Consider the following 17,610-nt stretch of genomic DNA (forward strand, 5'->3'; position numbering starts at 1 on the left):
TGTCCTATTGTGCCAGTGCAGCATGAGTCAATAAACCGGTGCCTTTTCTGCCCTATTTCCGGGCATTTTCGGCGATCCAGTCCAGGATTCCCCGCACCTGCGGGTCCGCCGCCAGCCCGTCGCGCGCCGCCATGAAATAACCGCGCGCCGACACCGCCTCTGGCCCCTCCAGCCGCACCAGCGCGCCGGTGTCCAGGAAACTGTTCAGCACCCCGTCCCAGCACAGGCACACCCCCTGCCCGGCCAGCGCCGCATTGATCAGCATCGCGTAAGAGTTGAAATCCAGCACCCGCGCCCCCGCCGGCATCTCTGCCCCGACCGAGCGGAACCAGCTTGGCCAGTCGTGCCACTGGCTGCGCGCCGCCTCCATTGTCAACAGGGTCATGCAGGCAAAATCATAGGCATCGCCGCTCATCCCCCGCCGATCCAGATAGAGCGGGCTTGCCGCCGGGAACACGCCATCGCCCAGCAGCCGGACCTCTCCGGCATCCTCCGCCAGCCCGAACCGGATCGAGATATCGCCGGGGCGCTGCGGCTCACCATACTCCTGACTTATGATGCGAATCGTCACCTCGGCAAAAGTGTCCTCCAGTTCTCCCAGCCGGGGGATCAGCCAGAACGCCACCAGCCCCGAGGGCGCGGTGATCGTCACCACCTTGCCCCGCGCCGCCTGCCGGATTTGCGCCACAGCGGTTTCGATCTGCCCGAACCCGCCGCGCAAGGCCCGCAGCAAGTCCTTGCCATGCTGCGTCATTCTCACCGGTTTGTGACTGCGGTCGAACAGGGCGCACCCCAAATCCGCCTCCAGCGCCGCGATCCGCCGCGACACCGCGGGCTGCGACACGTTCAACTCGGCCGCCGCCTCCGTCAGTGTACCATGGCGTGCCGCCGCGTAGAATGCCGTCAGCCCGGAAAAGCCAGGAAGCCGCTCCATCTATCATAACCTCAGCGTATAATCATGCGCATCTTTACGCGATTGCCCGCGCCCGGCAAGCCACTGTATTGCTGCCCCAGAACAAGGAGCCCGCCATGACCGACCTTCTCGACAGCTTCGCCGCCGAAATCGGCACCGCAACGCCGCTGCACCAGGCCAGCAACCTGCCGCACGCCCCGTTGGCGGTCGATGCCGCCCATGTGCCGCTCTCCGGAGGTACCGACCCGACCTATGGCGAGGTGCGCTGGCGCACGCTGATCAACGGCACCCCCGAGGCGCCCCGCGATCTGGTGCTGGGCCTGGCCGAGTTCGGCCCCGGTGACCGCCTGCTGCCGCACCGCCATACCCCGGCGGAATTCTATCTGGGTGTCCAGGGCTCGGGCACCGTCACCATCGACGGCGTGCCGCATCACATCGCGCCCGGCATCGCGCTTTACATCCCCGGTGATGCCGAACATGGCACCGTCGCCGGCCCCGAGGGCCTGCGCTTCGCCTATGGCTTCGCCTCCGCCGGGTTTGAAAGCATCGAATACCGCTTTACCGCCAGCGCCTGATTGCCGCAAACCGGGCCGTGCGCTAGCGGTTGAACCTGAGGCGCGCGCCCCCTATCCTGCACCGCAGCACATATGCAGGCAGGACACCACCATGAGCGACCAACTCCCCCATCCGATGACGCCCCAGGATTGCCTTGTCGCGATCATGATGGCCGTCTCCGCCTCGGACGAGAACATCCGCACCGCCGAACTGGTCAAGATCCAGTCGGCCGTGAACATGCTGCCGGTCTTCGCCGATTACGACATCGACCGGATGAAACAGGTCAGCCAGGTGGTATTCGACCTCTTCGAACAGGAAGACGGGCTTGACGCGCTCTTTGGCCTCATCCGCGACAACTTGCCCGAGCGGCTGTTCGAAACCGCCTATGCGCTGGCCTGTGACGTGGCCGCCGCCGACGGTCAACTGGCAGAAACCGAGCTGCGCCTGCTGGAAGAGATCCGGTACGAGCTGAACCTCGACCGCCTGCACGCCGCCGCGATCGAACGCGGCGCGCGCGCCCGCCACGTGGTCTGATCCGCGCCTCAACTGCCGTAGATCGCGCCCCAGCGCTCGATCAGCTCCTGTTGCAGCTTCTTTGACCTCACATTCCAGCCGCGCGCGCCCTCGGGGCGTTCGCGGTCCTCGGGACGGATACGCGCCCGCCGGTCGAAATCGGCACTGAAAAAGGCAAAGGCCAGCACGGTGCCATCCGCCGCCGTCATAAACCCACCCAGCCCCGAGACAAAATTCAGCGTGCCGGTCTTGGCGACCACCCGGATCGGATGATCCCGGATCACCCGCCCCTTGGCATCGCGCATAGGGATATCCTTGAGCAGCCCCGGCAAGGCACCCGCCTTGCCCGCCTGCACCAGCGCCGCCGCCAGACCGCGCGGCGTCATGCGTGACGCCTCGCCCAACCCGGAATGGTCCACCAGGCTGGTGCCCGCCATGCCATAGCGCTCGGTGGCCCAGGCGCTCATCGCCTGCCCCGACTCCTTCAGCGTGCGCGGCTGTCCGCCGCGCGCGATCGTTGCCGCCAGCCCGACCATCTCGGCGGTCAGGTTGGTCGAGAACTTGAGCATGTCGCGCAGGATCTCGCTCAGCGGTTCGCTATCGTGATGCGCCAGCATCCGCGCGCTTGCGGGCAGGCTGCGGATCACCTCGACCTTGCCCAGAACCACACCGTTCGACCGCGCCAGCGTCTGGAACACATCCCCGGCATAAAGCGCGGGCTTGCGCACCGGCAACCAGCGCGACCCATCCTGGCCCAGCGCCTTGCTTGCGACCGTCCAACTGTCGATGCGCTGATGCTGCTCATAGGTATAGATCGGCAGCGCCCGGTTCACGACCTTCATCTCGGCCATGGCCACAACCGGTCTGATCTTGTCACTGCGCGCGTCCATGGCGACGGACCAGCCCTTGCCCGCCCGCTTCCACTCGAAATGCACCCGGTTGAAATTCAGCGCGATGCCGGACACCGCCGGGCTGTATCCCACGTGATCGGGCTGCTCGGGGTCGATGCTGAACACCTCGGGCAAGGCCCCGTCGTACACCTTGAACCCGCCGCGCACCTCGCGCAGGCCCGCGGCCTTCATCGCCCGCGCCAGGCTGGCCAGCGCATCGGTATCCAGAACCGGATCCCCGCCCCCCGCCAGGATCAGGTCGCCCTTCAGCACCCCGTTTTCCACCGGCCCATCTGCCAGCACCCGGGTGCGGAACCGGTGCGAGGGCCCCAGCGCCTCCAGCGCATAGAGCGCGGTCAGCGCCTTGGCCACGCTCGCGGGCGGCAGGCCGGTCGCGCCCTGCACGGCTTCCAGCTCTTCGCCGGTCTGCGCATTGACCACGGCAAAGCCGATCTCGCCCGACAGGCCCGCCCGCGCAAGAACCGCCTCGGGCCGGGTCACACCGCTGGCGTCGAACGGGCGCAGGGGCGGGCGCAGCGAGGTGGCGGGCGGCGCGGCAAGCCCGGCAACCGGGCTCAGCGCCGCGCCGAGGCCCGCCAGGAATACACGTCTGGAAACACAATCAACCATGCGCCCATAAAAGCGCAGCGCAGACAGACGCACAAGTGATCCTTTGCGGGCTTTTCGTCCGGTTTCCGGCATGTTACCGGGCAACATGGGTCGCGCCGTTCTGATCATGTTCCTTGCCATGTCGCTGATTCCCGCCGGGGACATGGCGGGCAAGCTCCTGACCGGTCAGCATGGCGTCTCGCCCGTCTTTGTCGCCTGGTCCCGCTTTGCGTTGGGACTGCTGGCGATCCTCCCCTTCGTCCGCGCCCCGGCGCTTGCGCTGCTTCGCGACTGGCGCGTCTGGCTGCGCGCGCTGTTGCTGGCAGGCGGCATCCTTTCGATCCAATCGGCGCTCAAGACAGAACCGCTCGCCAATGTCTTTGCCGCCTTTTTCGTCGGCCCGATCCTCAGCTATGCGCTATCCGCGCTCTGGCTGCGTGAACCGGTGACATGGACCCGCTCGGCCCTGATGCTGCTGGGGTTCTGCGGCGTGCTGCTGGTGGTCCGGCCCGGGCTTGGCGGTTCGCTCGGCCTGCTGCTGGCGCTGCTTGCGGGCTGTTTCTACGGTGCCTTCCTGACCGCCTCGCGCTGGCTCAGCCACCTCGGCACGCCGCTGGCGCTCAGCTTTACGCAACTGGCCATCGCCGGGCTGGTGCTGACACCCTTCGGTCTCGCCAACCTGCCCGCGCTCGACATAGAGACCGCCGGGCTGACCCTGGCCAGCGCCATGGGCTCGATGCTGGGTAACCTGCTGTTGCTGGTGGCCTATGCCCGCGCGCCCGCGACCCGGCTGGCCCCACTGGTCTATTTTCAGCTCATCGCCGCCGCCGGTCTTGGCTGGGCGGTGTTCGGCGACCTGCCCGATCTCTGGACCTGGGCGGGCCTGTCACTGGTGCTGGGCGCCGGTCTCGTCTCGGCGCTCCTGCGCCGCTGACCAGCCCCCCGCCGCCCGGATCCGGGTCGAGCTGACATCGACCATCGGCACATTGACGAAACACCAGGCGGGCGCCTGCGACCGGCCCAGCAGATGCCGTGCCTCTCCGTCGATGCGATAGGGCGCATAGGCCCGCGCCGCTGGTGACATCCGGGCCGAGATCCGGTCCCCCGGCCGGGCCACCACGCCCACCGGCACCGTCTCCATGATCCGCCGCCAATCCTGCCAGCGGTGAAGCTGCGCCAGGTTGTCGGCCCCCATCAACCAGACGAACCGCACCCGGGGATAAAGCCGCCGCAGCGCCGCGATCGTGTCCGCCGTGGCCCGCGTGCCCAGATGGGTCTCGATATCGGTCACATCGACGCGCGGATGCCGCATCACCGCCCGTGCCGCCTCTATCCGCCGCACCAGCGGCGCCGGTCCCCGCGCCTTGAGCGGGTTGCCCGGCGTCACCAGCCACCAGACCCGGTCCAGCCCGAACATCTTCAGCGCCTCGCGCGTCACATGTACATGGCCCGCGTGCGGCGGATCGAACGACCCGCCAAACAGCCCAATCACCTGGCCGGGCCGCGCATATGGAAACCCTTGTCTCATGGCCGTCTTGCTTGGCGCTTGCGTCCCGCCTTGTCAATCGGCAGGCCGCACCGCATCGCCCAGCCTGATCAGGCCCGGTTCCAGCACCTCGGCGCACCAGCCGCCATGCCCGCGCACCGCCGAATAGCCACCGGGGCCAAATGTCTCCTCCATCCGGGAACAGGGCGCACAGACCACCGTCAAGCGCAGAACCGCACCGCCCACCCGCAAAGGCCGATCCTTGAGCGCCGCCAGGTTGATCCCCTCGACCACGATATTGCGCCGCAGATCGAACGGAGAGACCGCCCCGCGCCCCAGATACGACCCGATGGCACCCAGATGCTCGCCTTGCACCAGCGTCACCGCCCGCTTGCCGGGCCGCCCGTGATCGCCCGCCAGACCATCAAGCCCGACAGGAACCGCGTCAACCGCGACCAGCGCCGCGCGCCGCTCGGGCCGCAGCCCGATCCAGCCGACCCGCCCCGGCTGCGCCCAGCCCGCGATCAGCGTTTTCAGCTCCGTCATCACTCTTCTCCGCTGCGATGGCCCAGGTCACGTACGGCTTGCATCAAACAAGCGGAACCATCCCGCGCAAATCACAACCACGGCACTACCAAGGAAAAGGCCCCGACCGTTTCCGGTCGGGGCCCAGATGCAGCGGCCGAAACCGTAGCATAAGGTATCAGGCAAAGATGAAATCGCCGCTGTCATCGACCGAGATATGAAGGTCGATCTCGTTGACCGGATCCACCGTTCCCTTGTCACCCGGCAGCGCAAAGCCGATACCGTCAGGCAGCGGATCGGGTGCGGTCCCGTTGGTATTGTAGTCGCCATAGGCGTAATACTCGGTCGTTTGCAACCCGCCCTTGATCACCACGCCCATCAGGTCCGCATCCGGTTCCAGGAACGGAACATTGGTGTCGTCATTGATCAGTGCGAACAGGAAGTCGTCGATATAATCGTCCAGGTCATTGCCCTGGGCCGCAACGAATTCGTCGGTGTAGTCCACCTTGATCGTGTAATAGCCATCGCCACTGGTGTCGCCCACGGTCTGGTTGAACACGAACACGACATGCGAGATGTCCTGCCCCCATTCCGGGAAGTCATCGCTGGGCGGCTCGACCGGGCAATAGGTGCCGGTGTTGGCCAGTTTCAGGCTGTCTTCGCGGTCTTCGCCCACGCTGGTGGCGCGAATGCCAATCTCGGCATTGGCCAGTTCCGCCAGACTGGAAATGCCCAGTTCGGCCATCGTAAAGGTCAGCGTCCCCGAGGTCGTGTCCGCGTCATTGCCGCCGACGGTGCCGATCTCTTCGGCGATGTCGAACCCGTCCAGCCTGTCGCCGTCGCTATCGCTGCCTTTCATGTTGTTGCCACCGGACAGCTTCGAGATATCCCCGCCGTTATTTCCGATGTCGATGAAGAACCCGTTCAGGTCGGCAATCCCGCTCACCAGCTCGTAGGTGAACGTGATATTGCCAAAACCGTCATCGGTCGCGATCACCTCGACGGTCACATCGCCAGAGGTCAAAGTCCATTTCACAGAGTCACAAGTCATTTAATATTTGCCCCACTCAGTATGTCCTTTGGCATCCCAATCTGGTGAAGCCAAAGCCCTAACAGGTGACACATTACCATTTATGCATGTTTTGAATATGATATATATCAAAATGTGAATATTATGGGGAATCTCGGGAAAATGACTCGCCCTTTGGTTTATCCACATTCACTTCAGGCTGCGCTTTGCCACCAAACAGCTACGCGGGATTGCGCCCCCAAAGTGACCTCCTGGCAGCATCAGGCGACCGAGTGATTCGATTTCGCCCCGATTTGGCCCCTTCAACCAGCACGCAGACGCTGGCGCATTGTCCCGCGACCGATGTTTCTGTAACAGGGCCTGCAAACAGAATTACCAACCGGAGTCGACCGATGGCCGCCTATCAATATGTCTACCACATGCAGGGTGTCTCCAAGACCTACCCCGGTGGCAAGAAATGCTTCGAGAACATTCACCTGAACTTCCTGCCGGGGGTCAAGATCGGCGTGGTCGGCGTCAACGGCGCCGGTAAATCGACCCTGATGAAGATCATGGCCGGCCTCGACAAGGATTTCACCGGCGAGGCCTGGGCCGCCGAAGGCGCCAAGGTCGGCTATCTGCCGCAGGAGCCGCAGCTCGACCCGAACCTGACCGTGCGCGAGAACGTCATGCTGGGCGTCAAGGCCAAGAAGGACATCCTCGATCGCTACAACGAGTTGGCGATGAACTACAGCGACGAGACCGCCGACGAGATGGCGCAATTGCAAGACCGGATCGACGCCGAGAACCTCTGGGATCTCGACAGCCAGATCGACGTTTCGATGGAGGCGCTGCGCTGCCCCCCGGACGATGCCGATATCGCCAATCTCTCTGGTGGTGAGAAACGCCGGGTCGCGCTCTGCAAGCTGCTGCTCGAAGCGCCCGACATGCTGCTCCTCGACGAACCGACCAACCACCTCGACGCCGAAACCATCGCCTGGCTGCAACAGCACCTGATCGACTACAAGGGCACCATCCTGATCGTCACCCACGACCGCTATTTCCTGGATGACATCACCGGCTGGATCCTGGAACTCGACCGTGGCCGCGGCATCCCCTACGAGGGCAACTATTCCGCCTGGCTGGAGCAGAAGGCCAAGCGCCTGGAACAGGAAGCGCGCGAGGACAAGGCCAAGCAGAAGACGCTGGAACGCGAACTCGAATGGATGCGGCAGGGGCAAAAGGCGCGTCAGGCCAAGTCCAAGGCCCGTATCCAGGCCTATAACGAAATGGCCGGCCAGTCCGAGCGGGAAAAGATCGCCCGCGCCCAGATCGTCATCCCCAACGGCCCGCGCCTGGGATCGAAGGTGATCGAGGTCAACGGCCTGTCGAAACACATGGGCGACAAGCAGCTGATCGAGGGGCTCGACTTCTCGCTGCCCCCCGGCGGCATTGTCGGCGTCATCGGCCCCAACGGCGCCGGTAAATCGACGCTGTTCAAGATGATCACCGGGCAAGAGCAACCCGACGCCGGCAGCATCGAGATCGGCGATACGGTCAAGCTCTCCTATGTCGACCAGTCGCGCGATGATCTGAAGGATGGCGATACCGTTTGGGAGGCGATCACCGGCGGCGCCGAACTGATCCAGCTGGGCGACGCCCAGGTCAACAGCCGCGCCTATTGCTCGTCCTTCAACTTCAAGGGCGGCGACCAGCAGAAAAAGGTCTCGCTGCTGTCGGGCGGGGAACGCAACCGGGTACACATGGCGCGGCTTCTGAAAGAGGGCGGCAACGTCCTCTTGCTGGACGAACCGACCAACGACCTCGACGTTGAAACCCTGCGCGCTTTGGAAGACGCCCTGACCCAGTTCGCAGGTTGCGCTGTGGTCATCAGCCACGACCGCTTCTTCCTCGATCGCATCTGCACCCATATCCTCGCCTTCGAGGGCGACGCCCATGTGGAATGGTTCGAAGGCAACTTCGAGGACTACGAAGAGGACAAGAAACGCCGCCTAGGACCGGACGCGCTGGAACCCAAGCGGTTGAAGTACAAGAAGTTCGTCCGGTAACTCACGGCGAGATTGATCGGGCGGCTACGGCGGTCACATTTCGCAAGACTGCGTAGGGTGGGCAATATTGCCCACCACCTCCATCCGCACCACGCAGGGCGGAAAAACGTAGGGTGGGTTTGAAACCCACCCTACGCAAACTCCCCAAATCGTCCCTCGGGTATGACACCCGACCAATCCGCCTCGATCCGCCCTTCCCTAATGTCCCGGTGGATCGACGAGTACGGCCAGTCAACTGGCCGTTCCGCCAACCCATGTTTCACCGGATTGAGCCAGCAATAACGCATATGCGCTTCGTAATCGGCGGTATCCCGGATATGATGCTCCCAGAACCGGCGCTGCCATATCCCGGCGTCACCCTTCGCCACTTTGCTGCCACTGCGCGCGCATCGCATACCTGCCACGTCGGTGGGTTGAAAACCCACCCTACGCGACCCCTGTAGGGTGGGTTTTGAACCCACCGCGCCGATCTCCTGTGACCGCACCGCCTGGAGAACCGCGCCTTGATCGCGCCCCAGCGTGTCGAGAAGTCGGCATCCCCTTCCGGCAAGGTCCAGATCGCATGCAGGTGATCCGGCAGAACCACCCAGGCGTCGATTCCGAACGGCCGCGCGCGCCGTGTCTGGCTGACCGCATCGCGCAACAGCTGCACCTGATCCACCAGCAGGTCACCGCCGCATCTGCTCAGCGCCACCGTGAAGAAGATTGTTGCGCCAGGCCGCTGAGGTCTGATGTAGCACGCCATCGCCAAGCCATAGCGCAACCTGGTTAACGGATGATCAACGCGGCCCTGTCGCATCGCTCTCCCACGGCCGCGCGACAGCCCGGTACAAAACGGTCAATCCGCCCTCTGGAGCCTGTACAAAACGGTCAATTCGCGCCGAAGACAAACAGGAGCGGTCGACGGAAAATTACGGGATTAACACAATATGAACACATTTCGCGTTAATGTATTGCATCAACGGAGACGTCTCATCGTCATGTCTTGAGGATCCGGGGAGAGGAAACATGGCTTGGCTCGGCATAGTTCTGGGAACCCTTGCAGGTCTCATGACCAGCATTTCCGCCTGTGTGCTCTGGGACTTGCCCTTGTGGGTCGGCTTGCTGCTCTACCCCGCGATCGGGTCCGCCGTCGCCATCTGCATCATCCTCTTGCTGCTGCTGCGCAGCGAGCAAACGCCTGGCGCCGACCCGATGGGCGACGTCAGGACGGTTACAGGTTAGACGGGATCAGAACGCGGTACCGGCCTTGAAACCCAGCTTTTTCAACACCATGGCCGCCGGGCAAAAGCCGGTGATCGAAGATTGAATCAAGTTCACGCCGATAAAAACGGTGAGCCACATCCACAGCGGCGAAACCAGCGCGGTCAGCACTACGCTGAGCAGAACCATGAAGCCGGCAAACATCATCACGGCACGATCGAGGGTCATTCATCCAACTCCTGAATAGCGCCGGGCACCCCGCCCGACCTTGACTTCAATGTAGCCTCGATTTCATTCACATTCAAGTATGAGAATGTAATATCAGTTCTGAATCCAGCTCACGATCTGCCCGGCCCGCATCGCGCCCGACTGCCGTTTCTTTTCCTTGCCGCGTTCAAAGGCGACCATGGTAGGAATACCCCGGATGGCATATCGCCCGCCGGTCGACTGGTGCCTTTGCGTGTCGAGCTTGACCAACCGCGCCTGCCCGACAAGGGTGCCTGCCGCCTTGGCATATTCGGGGCCCATCATCTTGCACGGTCCGCACCACGGCGCCCAGAAATCGACGACCAGAGGCAAGTCATCGTTTTTCTTTGCTTTTTCCAGGATGGCAGGATCAACATCCACCGCTTCCCCGGTCACCAGACCCTGGCCGCATTTGCCGCACTTGGCCCCGGCGGTCAACCGTTCCTCGGGCACCCGGTTCAATTGCCCGCAGGCCAGGCAGGTCAAAGTCTTGTCACCCATGTCGCGCCTCCGACGTTCATATTCGGAAATTGACATAGGTTGTGAAAGGTGGGGCCGCAAGACCCCACCCTCTGATCGCGTCACGCTGCCAGACGCCGCGCAGATGATGGGACGACGGGTTTTCCCGGACCACCGGGCAGGGGCACGATCTCTGCGCCGGGTTTCTTCGCGCGCTGCAACAGGCGGCGTGAGAGCACCCAGACCACCGGCACCATCACCGCCCCTGCGGTCAGCCCCACGAGCAACCCCAGAGTATCCGGCCACAAGAGGCCGGCGGTCAGGTAACCCGCTCCCACCGGAGCAAGGGACGTTGAAACAAGCGACGCGACAGAGGCGAACAACTGCCTGTGCGCCCATTTGGGCCCGTCCGGATCGTGTGCGAGACCAAACGCCCAGGCATAGACAAGCACCGCCAGCGACAAACCGGCAACGCCCACCAGAATCTGCATGATATTCTCCAAGCTCAGGGCGCCGGATACCCGTCGGGTCCACTCTGGCCCGTCACACTGAGTCGGGCGCCCGAGTGAGAAGCATATCGCTTTCCTATTCTTGGAAAAGCGGGATTTTTCGCAAATTCATGGGCTGGCAGCTTTCGGCTGCAAGCTTATGCGTCGACCTGTCTCGGCCGCCCCTGCTCGTCGATTGCGACAAAGGTGAACACGGCCTCGGTCACCTTCTCCCGAACACCTTGCCGGTCGCGCAAGACCCAGGCTTCGATCTCGATGGCCAGGGATGTGCGTCCGACGCGCGCGATCTGACAGTAGATGCACAAGACATCCCCGACCCGCACCGGACGGATGAATTTCATGGTATCCACCGCAACCGTCGCCACCCGTCCCGCGGCCCGGGCACCGGCAGTGATCCCGGCGGCGATGTCCATCTGGCTCAGCACCCAGCCGCCGAAAATGTCGCCATTCACATTGACGTCGCGCGGCATTGCCAAGGTCCGCAGCGTCAGTTCTCCGTTGGGTTGATTATCCGGCATGCTCCGTTCCTCCAGATGCTGCGACGCGGCTTCAGACAATCTAAACCGTTTTGTCGGAACCTTCGCAACGAAGATCACGAAGCCGAGACAAGGACTTTTATAAAACGAGACAGGCATCAGATGAACACCATGACACCCTTTGTTCGCATCTTTTTCCCCGGGATCATGCTGGTTGCCACCGCATTTGCGATCCAGCTGACCGGCCTCGCGCAACGGCTTGGCGCCGATCCCTGGTGGGCGGACAAGGTGATCTGGGCGGGGATACCATTGGGGATTGGCCTTGCGATGACAGCCTGGGTGTTGCGGATTCCGCGAAACATGCGGCTTGTCGGCTTCTCCCTGCTTACCTTCTTTGCCTTTGCCGTCGCGAAAGAGGGAAAGCTGAGGTTCGCGGACTCGCTGGCCGAAGACGCTCTGGCCGGACAGGCCTGGTACCTGGGATGGCTTGCGACTTGCGCACTGGCGGCGGCTGCGGTGTCATCACTTTTCCGGTACGACCGCCAAACGCATTGACCCGCGCGCGTCGCCAGCCGAAAATGCCTCAGGACCTGGCAATAAGGAGGGTATTGATGTTCACGCGACGCGATTTCCTTGCGACAGCAACGGCCGCAATCGGAATCCACTGGGCCATTCAGGCCGATGCACAAGCGGCATTCGATCCGACCCCACAGGAAGTGCGCATCAAGAAAGAGTTCGAACCAGGGCTTTTGATGATCCTGCCGCGCTCGTATTACCTTTACCTTGTAACCGAGCCGCGAAAGGCGATCCGGTACGGGTGCGGCGTTGGAAAAGCCGGGCTGGAGTTTACCGGCAGCGCCACGATCGACGTCAAGAAAGAATGGCCGACCTGGCGTCCCACCCAGGAGATGATCGAGCGGGATCCGCGTACATATGCGAAGTTCGTCGGCAACGACTATGTGCAACCCGGAGGGCCGGGAAACCCCTTGGGCGCCCGGGCGCTCTATCTTTTCCAGAACGGGGTGGACACGTATTTCCGCATCCATGGCACCACCCAGCCGGAAACGATTGGCCAAGCGGCGTCGAACGGATGTATCCGGATGCTCAACGAACACGTGATAGATCTGTATGCGCGGGTACCGATTGGAACCAGGGTCAACGTTCTCTGAACGGATGCCGACATAGCTGCCGGGATGCGCCGGATCTCTGGCGGATATTGAATTGGATGTGCGATTTTTCTTGAAAAAAGAGGAATCCAACTGCATTTCTTATTTCTGCAAAGTTACGCTATCGACCTCACTGCTCCCTGACAGGCTCAGTTTTCGATGTTGCACTGACCGAGCCGACCTGCCGCACGTCGCGGGCAGAATAGACTACAGGAGAGAGGACGATGGCCACCGGCACCGTCAAATGGTTCAACACCACCAAGGGCTTTGGGTTCATTGCCCCCGAAGGCGGCGGAAAGGACGTATTCGTCCATATCTCCGCCGTGGAACGTTCGGGGCTGACCGGGCTCGCAGACAATCAGAAGGTCAGCTATGAGCTGAAACCTGGCCGGGATGGCCGGGAATCGGCGGTTGACCTGAAGCTGCTCTAAGCACAATGCACGTCCAAGGGGCCGTTTGACCGGGCCCTTGGCACCATCTTCTTCCCGCTTTTGCCATTTGCGCGGGTCCCGATGGGTGCGGGCATTGCTGGCCTTGGTCAGTTGTCCGCCCGTTCGATGAGTTCCAGCACCGCGGGTCCTACAGCCTCGACGATCCGGCCGACCCCTTCGGCATTCGGGTGGATGCCGTCACCCTGCATCAGAGCGACGATACTGGCCGGATCCTCGCCCAGGGCCGAAAAGAAGCTGGGCACGTACAGCGTATCGAACTGATTTGCGAGGTCGGGGTAGATCGCGTCGAAGTTGGTTTTGTACTCCACCCCGTAATTGCCCGGCGCTTGCATTCCGATCAGTAACACCGCTACGCCAGCCGATTGCGCAGCGACCAGAATTTCGGTCAGGTTTCGCCGGGTCATGTCCGGTGCGAGACCGCGCAAGAGGTCATTGCCGCCCAAGGTGACGATCAGCCCGTCGACGTCAGGCGTCAGCGTCCAGCCGATGCGGGCGGCGCCACCTGCCGAGGTATCGCCGGAAACGCCGGCATTTATCAGGATGACATCCGCCCCCTTGGCGCGTGCCCAGCTCTGCAATTGGGGAACAAAACCGTCATCGGCTGGCAGCCCGTAACCCTGGGTCAGGCTGTCGCCCAATGCCGCGATCACGACCGGTTCGGCGGCGACTGGGACAGCCCCAACACCCAACATAAGCCAAAAAAGAACCTTGCGCATGCCAGCCTGTACTCCATATCCCATTGTGATCCTTAACGAAGGCTTACCCATGAATGACCACGCCATATCCCTAGAAGATGCCCGTTTGTCGTTCGATGGCAATGCAGGGCAGGTGGAAATTCTTCATGGCATTACGTTGAGCGTGCCAAAAGGGCAGACTCTGGGTCTCGTCGGCCCGTCCGGATCCGGCAAGTCCTCGATCCTGATGCTGATGGGGGGCTTGGAGCGGGCAACCGGCGGGCGTGTCCGGGCCTTGGGCAAGGATCTGAACGATACCGACGAGGACGCGCTTGCGCGGTTTCGCCGGGGGTCGATGGGGATCGTGTTTCAGAACTTTCACCTGATCCCGACGATGACCGCGCTGGAAAACGTTGCCACGCCCCTTGAACTGGCGGGCCGGAGCGATGCGTTTTCGCGCGCAGAGGCAGAGTTGGAGGCGGTGGGGCTCAAGCACCGGGCGGGGCACTATCCGGCTCAGCTCTCGGGCGGCGAGCAGCAGCGCGTGGCCCTGGCGCGAGCCGCGGCCCCTCGGCCCGCGATCCTGTTGGCCGACGAACCGACCGGCAACCTGGACGAGGCCAACAGCACCGCGATCATCGAGATGCTCTTTGGTCTGCGCGACCGGCATGGATCGACCCTGGTTCTGGTCACGCATAGCGATGCGCTCGCCCGCCGGTGCGACCGGGTCGTGCGCATACGTGACGGCCGTATTGTCGCGGATGACAACAACGAGACGGGCGCATGAGCCTGCGCCTTGCGGCTCGGTTGGCACGGCGCGACCTGCGCGGCGGCGTGCGTGGTTTCAGGATTTTTCTGGCCTGCCTTGTCCTTGGGGTAGCCACCATTGCCATCGTGGGCTCGGTGCGTAGCGCGATCCAGACCGGCCTGGCGCGCGAGGGGGCCGCATTGCTGGGTGGCGATGCAGAGATGCGGTTCACCTATCGCTTTGCCACCGATGCGGAACGGGACTGGATGGCGGGCACGGGCGCCGAGATATCCGAACTGGTGGATTTCCGGTCGATGGCCGTTGTCGGATCGGGCGATGCAGCAGACCGGGTCCTGACCCAGGTCAAGGCGGTCGACGCGGCCTATCCTCTTTTGGGACAAGTGGTTCTGGATCCGCCCATGCCGCTTGCCGATGCCTTCGCCACAGTCGACGGGTTGCCTGGCGCGACGATGGAACGCGCGCTGTCTGACCGGTTGAGCTTGCGTCCGGGCGACAGGTTCCGGTTGGGCGAGCAGGAGTTTGTCCTGCGCGCAACAATCCGCAGTATTCCCGATGGCCTGGCAGACGGGTTCGCGCTAGGCCCGCGCACGCTGGTCCTGTCTGGCGATCTTGCCAATTCGGGCCTGCTGCAACCTGGCACATTGTTCACGACAAAATACCGGCTGGACCTGCCCGAGGGGGCCGATCTGAGGCAAACCGCTGACGAGGCCAAGGGCCAGTTCACCGAAACCGGCATGCGGTGGACCGACGCCCGGAACGGCGCCCCGGGGATAGCGGATTTTACACGCAGGCTGAGCGCCTTTCTGATCCTCGTGGGCCTGTCCGGCCTTGCGGTCGGTGGCATCGGGGTGTCGGTTGCCGTGCGGACCTATCTTGCCGACAAGACCGCCACCATCGCGACCTTGCGGACATTGGGCGCGGACCGGAGGACGATCTTTCAGCTCTATTTCCTGCAAATCGGCGCGCTTTCACTGTTGGGGATCGTTCTGGGGCTGGCGCTTGGCGGGCTGACGCCGGTGCTTCTGGCGCCGTTGATCACCGCGCAGCTACCGGTACCGGCCGTTTTTGCGATCTACCCCGCCCCGCTGGGAGAGGCCGCCATCTATGGTCTGTTGACGGCTTTCATCTTCACGCTCTGGCCGCTGGCCCGGACCGAAGACATTCGCGCCGCCACCCTTTTTCGCGAGGCGCTCAGCCAGGCGTCGTGGTTTCCACGCTGGCCGTATCTGCTGACAATTCTGGCGGCGCTGGGTCTGCTCATCGGATTGGCCATGTGGTTCAGCGGGTCGGCGCAGCTGACGCTCTGGACCATTGGCGGATTGTGCGGCGCCTTGGTCCTGCTGTCGCTGGCCGCAGGCGCCACTCGTTTTCTGGCCCGCAGCGCGGCCCCGATGGTGCGCGGCAAACCAGCGATGCGCTGGGCTCTGGCGGCCATTTCGACAGGTCGCGGTGGCGCGTTCCCGGTCATGCTGTCGCTGGGTCTGGGGCTGTCGGTTCTGTCTGCGGTCGGGCAGATCGACGGCAACCTGCGGGTCGCCATTTCGGGTAACCTGCCGGATGTGGCGCCGTCGTATTTCTTCGTCGATATCCAGAAGGACCAGATCGACGGGTTCAACGCGCGGCTGGACGAGGATCCGTCTGTGACCCGCGTGGAAAGCGCACCCATGCTGCGCGGCGTCATCACACGGATCAACGGCCAACCCGCGCAAGAGGTCGCGGGAAATCACTGGGTGGTGCGCGGCGACCGGGGTATCACCTATGCCGAAGCGCTACCCAAAACCACCCGGCTGACCGCCGGTGAGTGGTGGCCCGCCGGATACACAGGCCCGCCCTTGATCAGCTTTGCCGCCGAAGAGGCCGAAGAGCTGGGGTTGCGCCTGGGAGACACGCTGACGGTCAACATCCTGGGCCGGGATATCGAGGCTACCATCGCATCCTTCCGCGAAGTGGATTTCTCGACCGCCGGCATGGGGTTTGTCATGACCCTGAATCCCGCATCGGTGGCGGGCGCCCCGCATAGCTATATCGCCACGGTCTATGCCGAGGAGCGGGCCGAAGCCGCGATCCTGAGGGATCTGGCATCGGCCTACCCCAATATCACCGCAATCCGCGTCCGCGATGCCATCGACCGGGCATCGGATGTGTTGGCGGGGCTGGCAACGGCGACCTCTTATGGGGCCGGCACATCGCTGCTGACCGGATTCCTGGTCCTGATCGGCGCGGCGGCCGCTGGCCAGGTGGCGCGGCTCTACGAGGCTGCGGTCCTGCGGACCCTGGGCGCGACGCGCGGGCTCATCCTGTGGAGCTTCCTGCTGCGCAGCGCCCTGCTCGGGGCAGTCGCGGGCGCGATTGCCCTGTCGGCCGGGCTGCTGGGCGCCTGGGCGGTTGGTACGTTTGTCTTTGAAACCGGCTTTACGATCATATGGCCTTCGGCCCTGATGATCGTGGCCGGTGGTGTCATCGTGACAACGGCTGCCGGGCTCATCTTTGCCTGGCGGCCGCTGGCCGCGCGCTCTGCGGCTGTACTGCGCGCGCGCGAGTGATTACCGGGCGCACATGACGGGATTGAGGATCTTCAGCAGGTCTGTGTTGTCACAGACCAGCGCATCCAGGGTGATCTCGTCCAGCGAGGCATAGAACGCCTGTGCCGCATCCCTGAGCGCCAGTTTCAGGCGGCAGGCATCGGTCAGCGGGCAACTGTTGTCGGCATCCGCAAAACATTCGACCATCGGCAGATTGCCTTCGACATGGCGAAAGACCTCGCCGATGCGGATCGCGTCCGAGGGCTTGCCCAAGCACATGCCGCCATTGCGGCCACGCTGTGTGTTCAGATAGCCAAGCTGGCTGAGCTGGTTGATGACCTGTGCCAGATGGTTTTCGGAGATGTTGCAGACATCGGCGATTTCAGACTTGGTGACAAGCCGACCCTGGTGGGCGGCACAATACATCAACAGCCGAACGGCGATGTTGGTCCGCTTGGTGATGCGCATACGGGTTCCTCCCCAATGGGATATTCGATGCAGGTTTATTGCACATCCACGGAAAAACCTGTTTGACATACATCAATTGCTTGTTTTTCCGGAATGG

The 17,610-nt window shown here is 63.2% G+C and carries 23 protein-coding genes; 10 read left to right on the forward strand and 13 right to left on the reverse strand.

Features of this window, described 5'->3' with window-relative positions; translation table 11 throughout:
• Positions 1–52: 52 nt before the first annotated feature.
• The gene (locus tag OE747_RS06305) at positions 53–934 is read right to left on the reverse strand and encodes a LysR family transcriptional regulator (protein WP_263827755.1); all 882 of its coding nucleotides are present in this window, start codon (positions 932–934) and stop codon (positions 53–55) included.
• Between the two features lie 95 nt (positions 935–1,029).
• Between OE747_RS06305 and OE747_RS06310 the strand changes: the two genes are divergently transcribed.
• Together OE747_RS06310 and OE747_RS06315 are read left to right on the forward strand one after the other, a co-directional pair.
• Entirely contained in the window at positions 1,030–1,488 is a 459-nt protein-coding gene (locus OE747_RS06310; RefSeq protein ID WP_263386927.1) for a cupin domain-containing protein, read from the forward strand.
• 91 nt (positions 1,489–1,579) lie between these two features.
• Complete coding sequence (locus tag OE747_RS06315; protein WP_263386926.1) at positions 1,580–2,002, forward strand: tellurite resistance TerB family protein; 423 nt, start codon at positions 1,580–1,582, stop codon at positions 2,000–2,002.
• An 8-nt stretch (positions 2,003–2,010) separates the two neighbouring features.
• On the opposite strand, the gene dacB is transcribed toward OE747_RS06315, so the two are convergent.
• Positions 2,011–3,501, reverse strand: coding sequence for a D-alanyl-D-alanine carboxypeptidase/D-alanyl-D-alanine endopeptidase (gene dacB, locus OE747_RS06320; protein WP_263827756.1), 1,491 nt, complete (start codon positions 3,499–3,501; stop codon positions 2,011–2,013).
• 85 nt (positions 3,502–3,586) lie between these two features.
• Between dacB and OE747_RS06325 the strand changes: the two genes are divergently transcribed.
• Complete coding sequence (locus tag OE747_RS06325) at positions 3,587–4,414, forward strand: DMT family transporter (protein ID WP_263827757.1); 828 nt, start codon at positions 3,587–3,589, stop codon at positions 4,412–4,414.
• On the opposite strand, the gene OE747_RS06330 is transcribed toward OE747_RS06325, so the two are convergent.
• The 3 genes from OE747_RS06330 to OE747_RS06340 form a co-directional block, all read right to left on the reverse strand.
• Positions 4,367–5,008 carry a nicotinate-nucleotide adenylyltransferase gene (locus OE747_RS06330; protein ID WP_263827758.1) on the reverse strand — a complete coding sequence of 214 codons (642 nt, stop codon included), beginning with the start codon at positions 5,006–5,008 and terminating at the stop codon, positions 4,367–4,369. The genes OE747_RS06325 and OE747_RS06330 overlap by 48 nt on opposite strands.
• A 33-nt stretch (positions 5,009–5,041) precedes the next feature.
• Complete coding sequence (locus OE747_RS06335) at positions 5,042–5,512, reverse strand: MOSC domain-containing protein (protein WP_263827759.1); 471 nt, start codon at positions 5,510–5,512, stop codon at positions 5,042–5,044.
• 157 nt (positions 5,513–5,669) lie between these two features.
• A complete protein-coding gene (locus OE747_RS06340; RefSeq protein ID WP_263827760.1) occupies positions 5,670–6,542 on the reverse strand; it encodes a hypothetical protein in 873 nt (290 codons plus the stop codon).
• A gap of 371 nt (positions 6,543–6,913) precedes the next feature.
• Here OE747_RS06340 and ettA point away from each other — a divergent pair, with 371 nt between their 5' ends.
• Complete coding sequence (gene ettA / locus OE747_RS06345) at positions 6,914–8,569, forward strand: energy-dependent translational throttle protein EttA (protein ID WP_263827761.1); 1,656 nt, start codon at positions 6,914–6,916, stop codon at positions 8,567–8,569.
• Positions 8,570–8,700: 131 nt separating this feature from the next.
• On the opposite strand, the gene OE747_RS06350 is transcribed toward ettA, so the two are convergent.
• The gene (locus OE747_RS06350; RefSeq protein WP_263827762.1) at positions 8,701–8,937 is read right to left on the reverse strand and encodes a hypothetical protein; all 237 of its coding nucleotides are present in this window, start codon (positions 8,935–8,937) and stop codon (positions 8,701–8,703) included.
• Positions 8,829–9,368 carry an REP-associated tyrosine transposase gene (locus tag OE747_RS24655; RefSeq protein WP_404818298.1) on the reverse strand — a complete coding sequence of 180 codons (540 nt, stop codon included), beginning with the start codon at positions 9,366–9,368 and terminating at the stop codon, positions 8,829–8,831. The genes OE747_RS06350 and OE747_RS24655 overlap by 109 nt, the downstream gene beginning before the upstream one ends.
• Positions 9,369–9,577: 209 nt before the next feature.
• Between OE747_RS24655 and OE747_RS06355 the strand changes: the two genes are divergently transcribed.
• The gene (locus OE747_RS06355; protein ID WP_263827763.1) at positions 9,578–9,793 is read left to right on the forward strand and encodes a hypothetical protein; all 216 of its coding nucleotides are present in this window, start codon (positions 9,578–9,580) and stop codon (positions 9,791–9,793) included.
• 6 nt (positions 9,794–9,799) lie between these two features.
• On the opposite strand, the gene OE747_RS06360 is transcribed toward OE747_RS06355, so the two are convergent.
• The 4 genes from OE747_RS06360 to OE747_RS06375 all read right to left on the reverse strand — a co-directional run bounded on the left by OE747_RS06360 (position 9,800) and on the right by OE747_RS06375 (position 11,504).
• Complete coding sequence (locus OE747_RS06360) at positions 9,800–10,000, reverse strand: YgaP family membrane protein (protein WP_263827764.1); 201 nt, start codon at positions 9,998–10,000, stop codon at positions 9,800–9,802.
• A gap of 93 nt (positions 10,001–10,093) precedes the next feature.
• Positions 10,094–10,519: a thioredoxin TrxC gene (gene trxC / locus OE747_RS06365; protein ID WP_263827765.1), complete on the reverse strand. Its 426-nt coding sequence runs from the start codon at positions 10,517–10,519 to the stop codon at positions 10,094–10,096.
• A gap of 80 nt (positions 10,520–10,599) precedes the next feature.
• Positions 10,600–10,968: a hypothetical protein gene (locus tag OE747_RS06370; protein ID WP_263827766.1), complete on the reverse strand. Its 369-nt coding sequence runs from the start codon at positions 10,966–10,968 to the stop codon at positions 10,600–10,602.
• Between the two features lie 155 nt (positions 10,969–11,123).
• Positions 11,124–11,504, reverse strand: coding sequence for an acyl-CoA thioesterase (locus OE747_RS06375; RefSeq protein ID WP_263827767.1), 381 nt, complete (start codon positions 11,502–11,504; stop codon positions 11,124–11,126).
• Positions 11,505–11,633: 129 nt separating this feature from the next.
• Here OE747_RS06375 and OE747_RS06380 point away from each other — a divergent pair, with 129 nt between their 5' ends.
• The 3 genes from OE747_RS06380 (at position 11,634) to OE747_RS06390 (ending at position 13,059) form a co-directional block, all read left to right on the forward strand.
• Positions 11,634–12,017, forward strand: coding sequence for a hypothetical protein (locus OE747_RS06380; protein WP_263827768.1), 384 nt, complete (start codon positions 11,634–11,636; stop codon positions 12,015–12,017).
• A 56-nt stretch (positions 12,018–12,073) separates the two neighbouring features.
• The gene (locus tag OE747_RS06385) at positions 12,074–12,631 is read left to right on the forward strand and encodes a L,D-transpeptidase (RefSeq protein ID WP_263827769.1); all 558 of its coding nucleotides are present in this window, start codon (positions 12,074–12,076) and stop codon (positions 12,629–12,631) included.
• Positions 12,632–12,852: 221 nt separating this feature from the next.
• Positions 12,853–13,059, forward strand: coding sequence for a cold-shock protein (locus OE747_RS06390; protein ID WP_164129056.1), 207 nt, complete (start codon positions 12,853–12,855; stop codon positions 13,057–13,059).
• Positions 13,060–13,166: 107 nt separating this feature from the next.
• Here OE747_RS06390 and OE747_RS06395 read toward each other — a convergent pair whose 3' ends face one another.
• Positions 13,167–13,796 carry an arylesterase gene (locus OE747_RS06395; protein ID WP_263827770.1) on the reverse strand — a complete coding sequence of 210 codons (630 nt, stop codon included), beginning with the start codon at positions 13,794–13,796 and terminating at the stop codon, positions 13,167–13,169.
• Positions 13,797–13,845: 49 nt separating this feature from the next.
• Between OE747_RS06395 and OE747_RS06400 the strand changes: the two genes are divergently transcribed.
• Both OE747_RS06400 and OE747_RS06405 read left to right on the forward strand, forming a co-directional pair.
• Positions 13,846–14,541 carry an ABC transporter ATP-binding protein gene (locus OE747_RS06400; protein ID WP_263827771.1) on the forward strand — a complete coding sequence of 232 codons (696 nt, stop codon included), beginning with the start codon at positions 13,846–13,848 and terminating at the stop codon, positions 14,539–14,541.
• A complete protein-coding gene (locus OE747_RS06405) occupies positions 14,538–17,066 on the forward strand; it encodes an ABC transporter permease (protein WP_263827772.1) in 2,529 nt (842 codons plus the stop codon). The genes OE747_RS06400 and OE747_RS06405 overlap by 4 nt, the downstream gene beginning before the upstream one ends.
• On the opposite strand, the gene OE747_RS06410 is transcribed toward OE747_RS06405, so the two are convergent.
• A complete protein-coding gene (locus OE747_RS06410) occupies positions 17,067–17,513 on the reverse strand; it encodes an RrF2 family transcriptional regulator (RefSeq protein ID WP_263827773.1) in 447 nt (148 codons plus the stop codon).
• Positions 17,514–17,610: the final 97 nt, after the last annotated feature.

The organism is Ruegeria aquimaris, from assembly GCF_025751555.1.
GTDB classification, from domain to species: domain Bacteria; phylum Pseudomonadota; class Alphaproteobacteria; order Rhodobacterales; family Rhodobacteraceae; genus Ruegeria_B; species Ruegeria_B aquimaris.

Bases quoted from the DNA above. Each gene is read 5' to 3' on its own strand.
- OE747_RS06305 (WP_263827755.1), bottom strand. From the start codon at position 934: ATGGAGCGGCTTCCTGGCTTTTCCGGGCTGACGGCATTCTACGCGGCG.
- OE747_RS06310 (WP_263386927.1), top strand. From the start codon at position 1,030: ATGACCGACCTTCTCGACAGCTTCGCCGCCGAAATCGGCACCGCAACG.
- OE747_RS06315 (WP_263386926.1), top strand. From the start codon at position 1,580: ATGAGCGACCAACTCCCCCATCCGATGACGCCCCAGGATTGCCTTGTC.
- dacB (WP_263827756.1), bottom strand. From the start codon at position 3,501: ATGGTTGATTGTGTTTCCAGACGTGTATTCCTGGCGGGCCTCGGCGCG.
- OE747_RS06325 (WP_263827757.1), top strand. From the start codon at position 3,587: ATGGGTCGCGCCGTTCTGATCATGTTCCTTGCCATGTCGCTGATTCCC.
- OE747_RS06330 (WP_263827758.1), bottom strand. From the start codon at position 5,008: ATGAGACAAGGGTTTCCATATGCGCGGCCCGGCCAGGTGATTGGGCTG.
- OE747_RS06335 (WP_263827759.1), bottom strand. From the start codon at position 5,512: ATGACGGAGCTGAAAACGCTGATCGCGGGCTGGGCGCAGCCGGGGCGG.
- OE747_RS06340 (WP_263827760.1), bottom strand. From the start codon at position 6,542: ATGACTTGTGACTCTGTGAAATGGACTTTGACCTCTGGCGATGTGACC.
- ettA (WP_263827761.1), top strand. From the start codon at position 6,914: ATGGCCGCCTATCAATATGTCTACCACATGCAGGGTGTCTCCAAGACC.
- OE747_RS24655 (WP_404818298.1), bottom strand. From the start codon at position 9,368: ATGCGACAGGGCCGCGTTGATCATCCGTTAACCAGGTTGCGCTATGGC.
- OE747_RS06355 (WP_263827763.1), top strand. From the start codon at position 9,578: ATGGCTTGGCTCGGCATAGTTCTGGGAACCCTTGCAGGTCTCATGACC.
- OE747_RS06360 (WP_263827764.1), bottom strand. From the start codon at position 10,000: ATGACCCTCGATCGTGCCGTGATGATGTTTGCCGGCTTCATGGTTCTG.
- trxC (WP_263827765.1), bottom strand. From the start codon at position 10,519: ATGGGTGACAAGACTTTGACCTGCCTGGCCTGCGGGCAATTGAACCGG.
- OE747_RS06370 (WP_263827766.1), bottom strand. From the start codon at position 10,968: ATGCAGATTCTGGTGGGCGTTGCCGGTTTGTCGCTGGCGGTGCTTGTC.
- OE747_RS06375 (WP_263827767.1), bottom strand. From the start codon at position 11,504: ATGCCGGATAATCAACCCAACGGAGAACTGACGCTGCGGACCTTGGCA.
- OE747_RS06380 (WP_263827768.1), top strand. From the start codon at position 11,634: ATGACACCCTTTGTTCGCATCTTTTTCCCCGGGATCATGCTGGTTGCC.
- OE747_RS06385 (WP_263827769.1), top strand. From the start codon at position 12,074: ATGTTCACGCGACGCGATTTCCTTGCGACAGCAACGGCCGCAATCGGA.
- OE747_RS06390 (WP_164129056.1), top strand. From the start codon at position 12,853: ATGGCCACCGGCACCGTCAAATGGTTCAACACCACCAAGGGCTTTGGG.
- OE747_RS06395 (WP_263827770.1), bottom strand. From the start codon at position 13,796: ATGCGCAAGGTTCTTTTTTGGCTTATGTTGGGTGTTGGGGCTGTCCCA.
- OE747_RS06400 (WP_263827771.1), top strand. From the start codon at position 13,846: ATGAATGACCACGCCATATCCCTAGAAGATGCCCGTTTGTCGTTCGAT.
- OE747_RS06405 (WP_263827772.1), top strand. From the start codon at position 14,538: ATGAGCCTGCGCCTTGCGGCTCGGTTGGCACGGCGCGACCTGCGCGGC.
- OE747_RS06410 (WP_263827773.1), bottom strand. From the start codon at position 17,513: ATGCGCATCACCAAGCGGACCAACATCGCCGTTCGGCTGTTGATGTAT.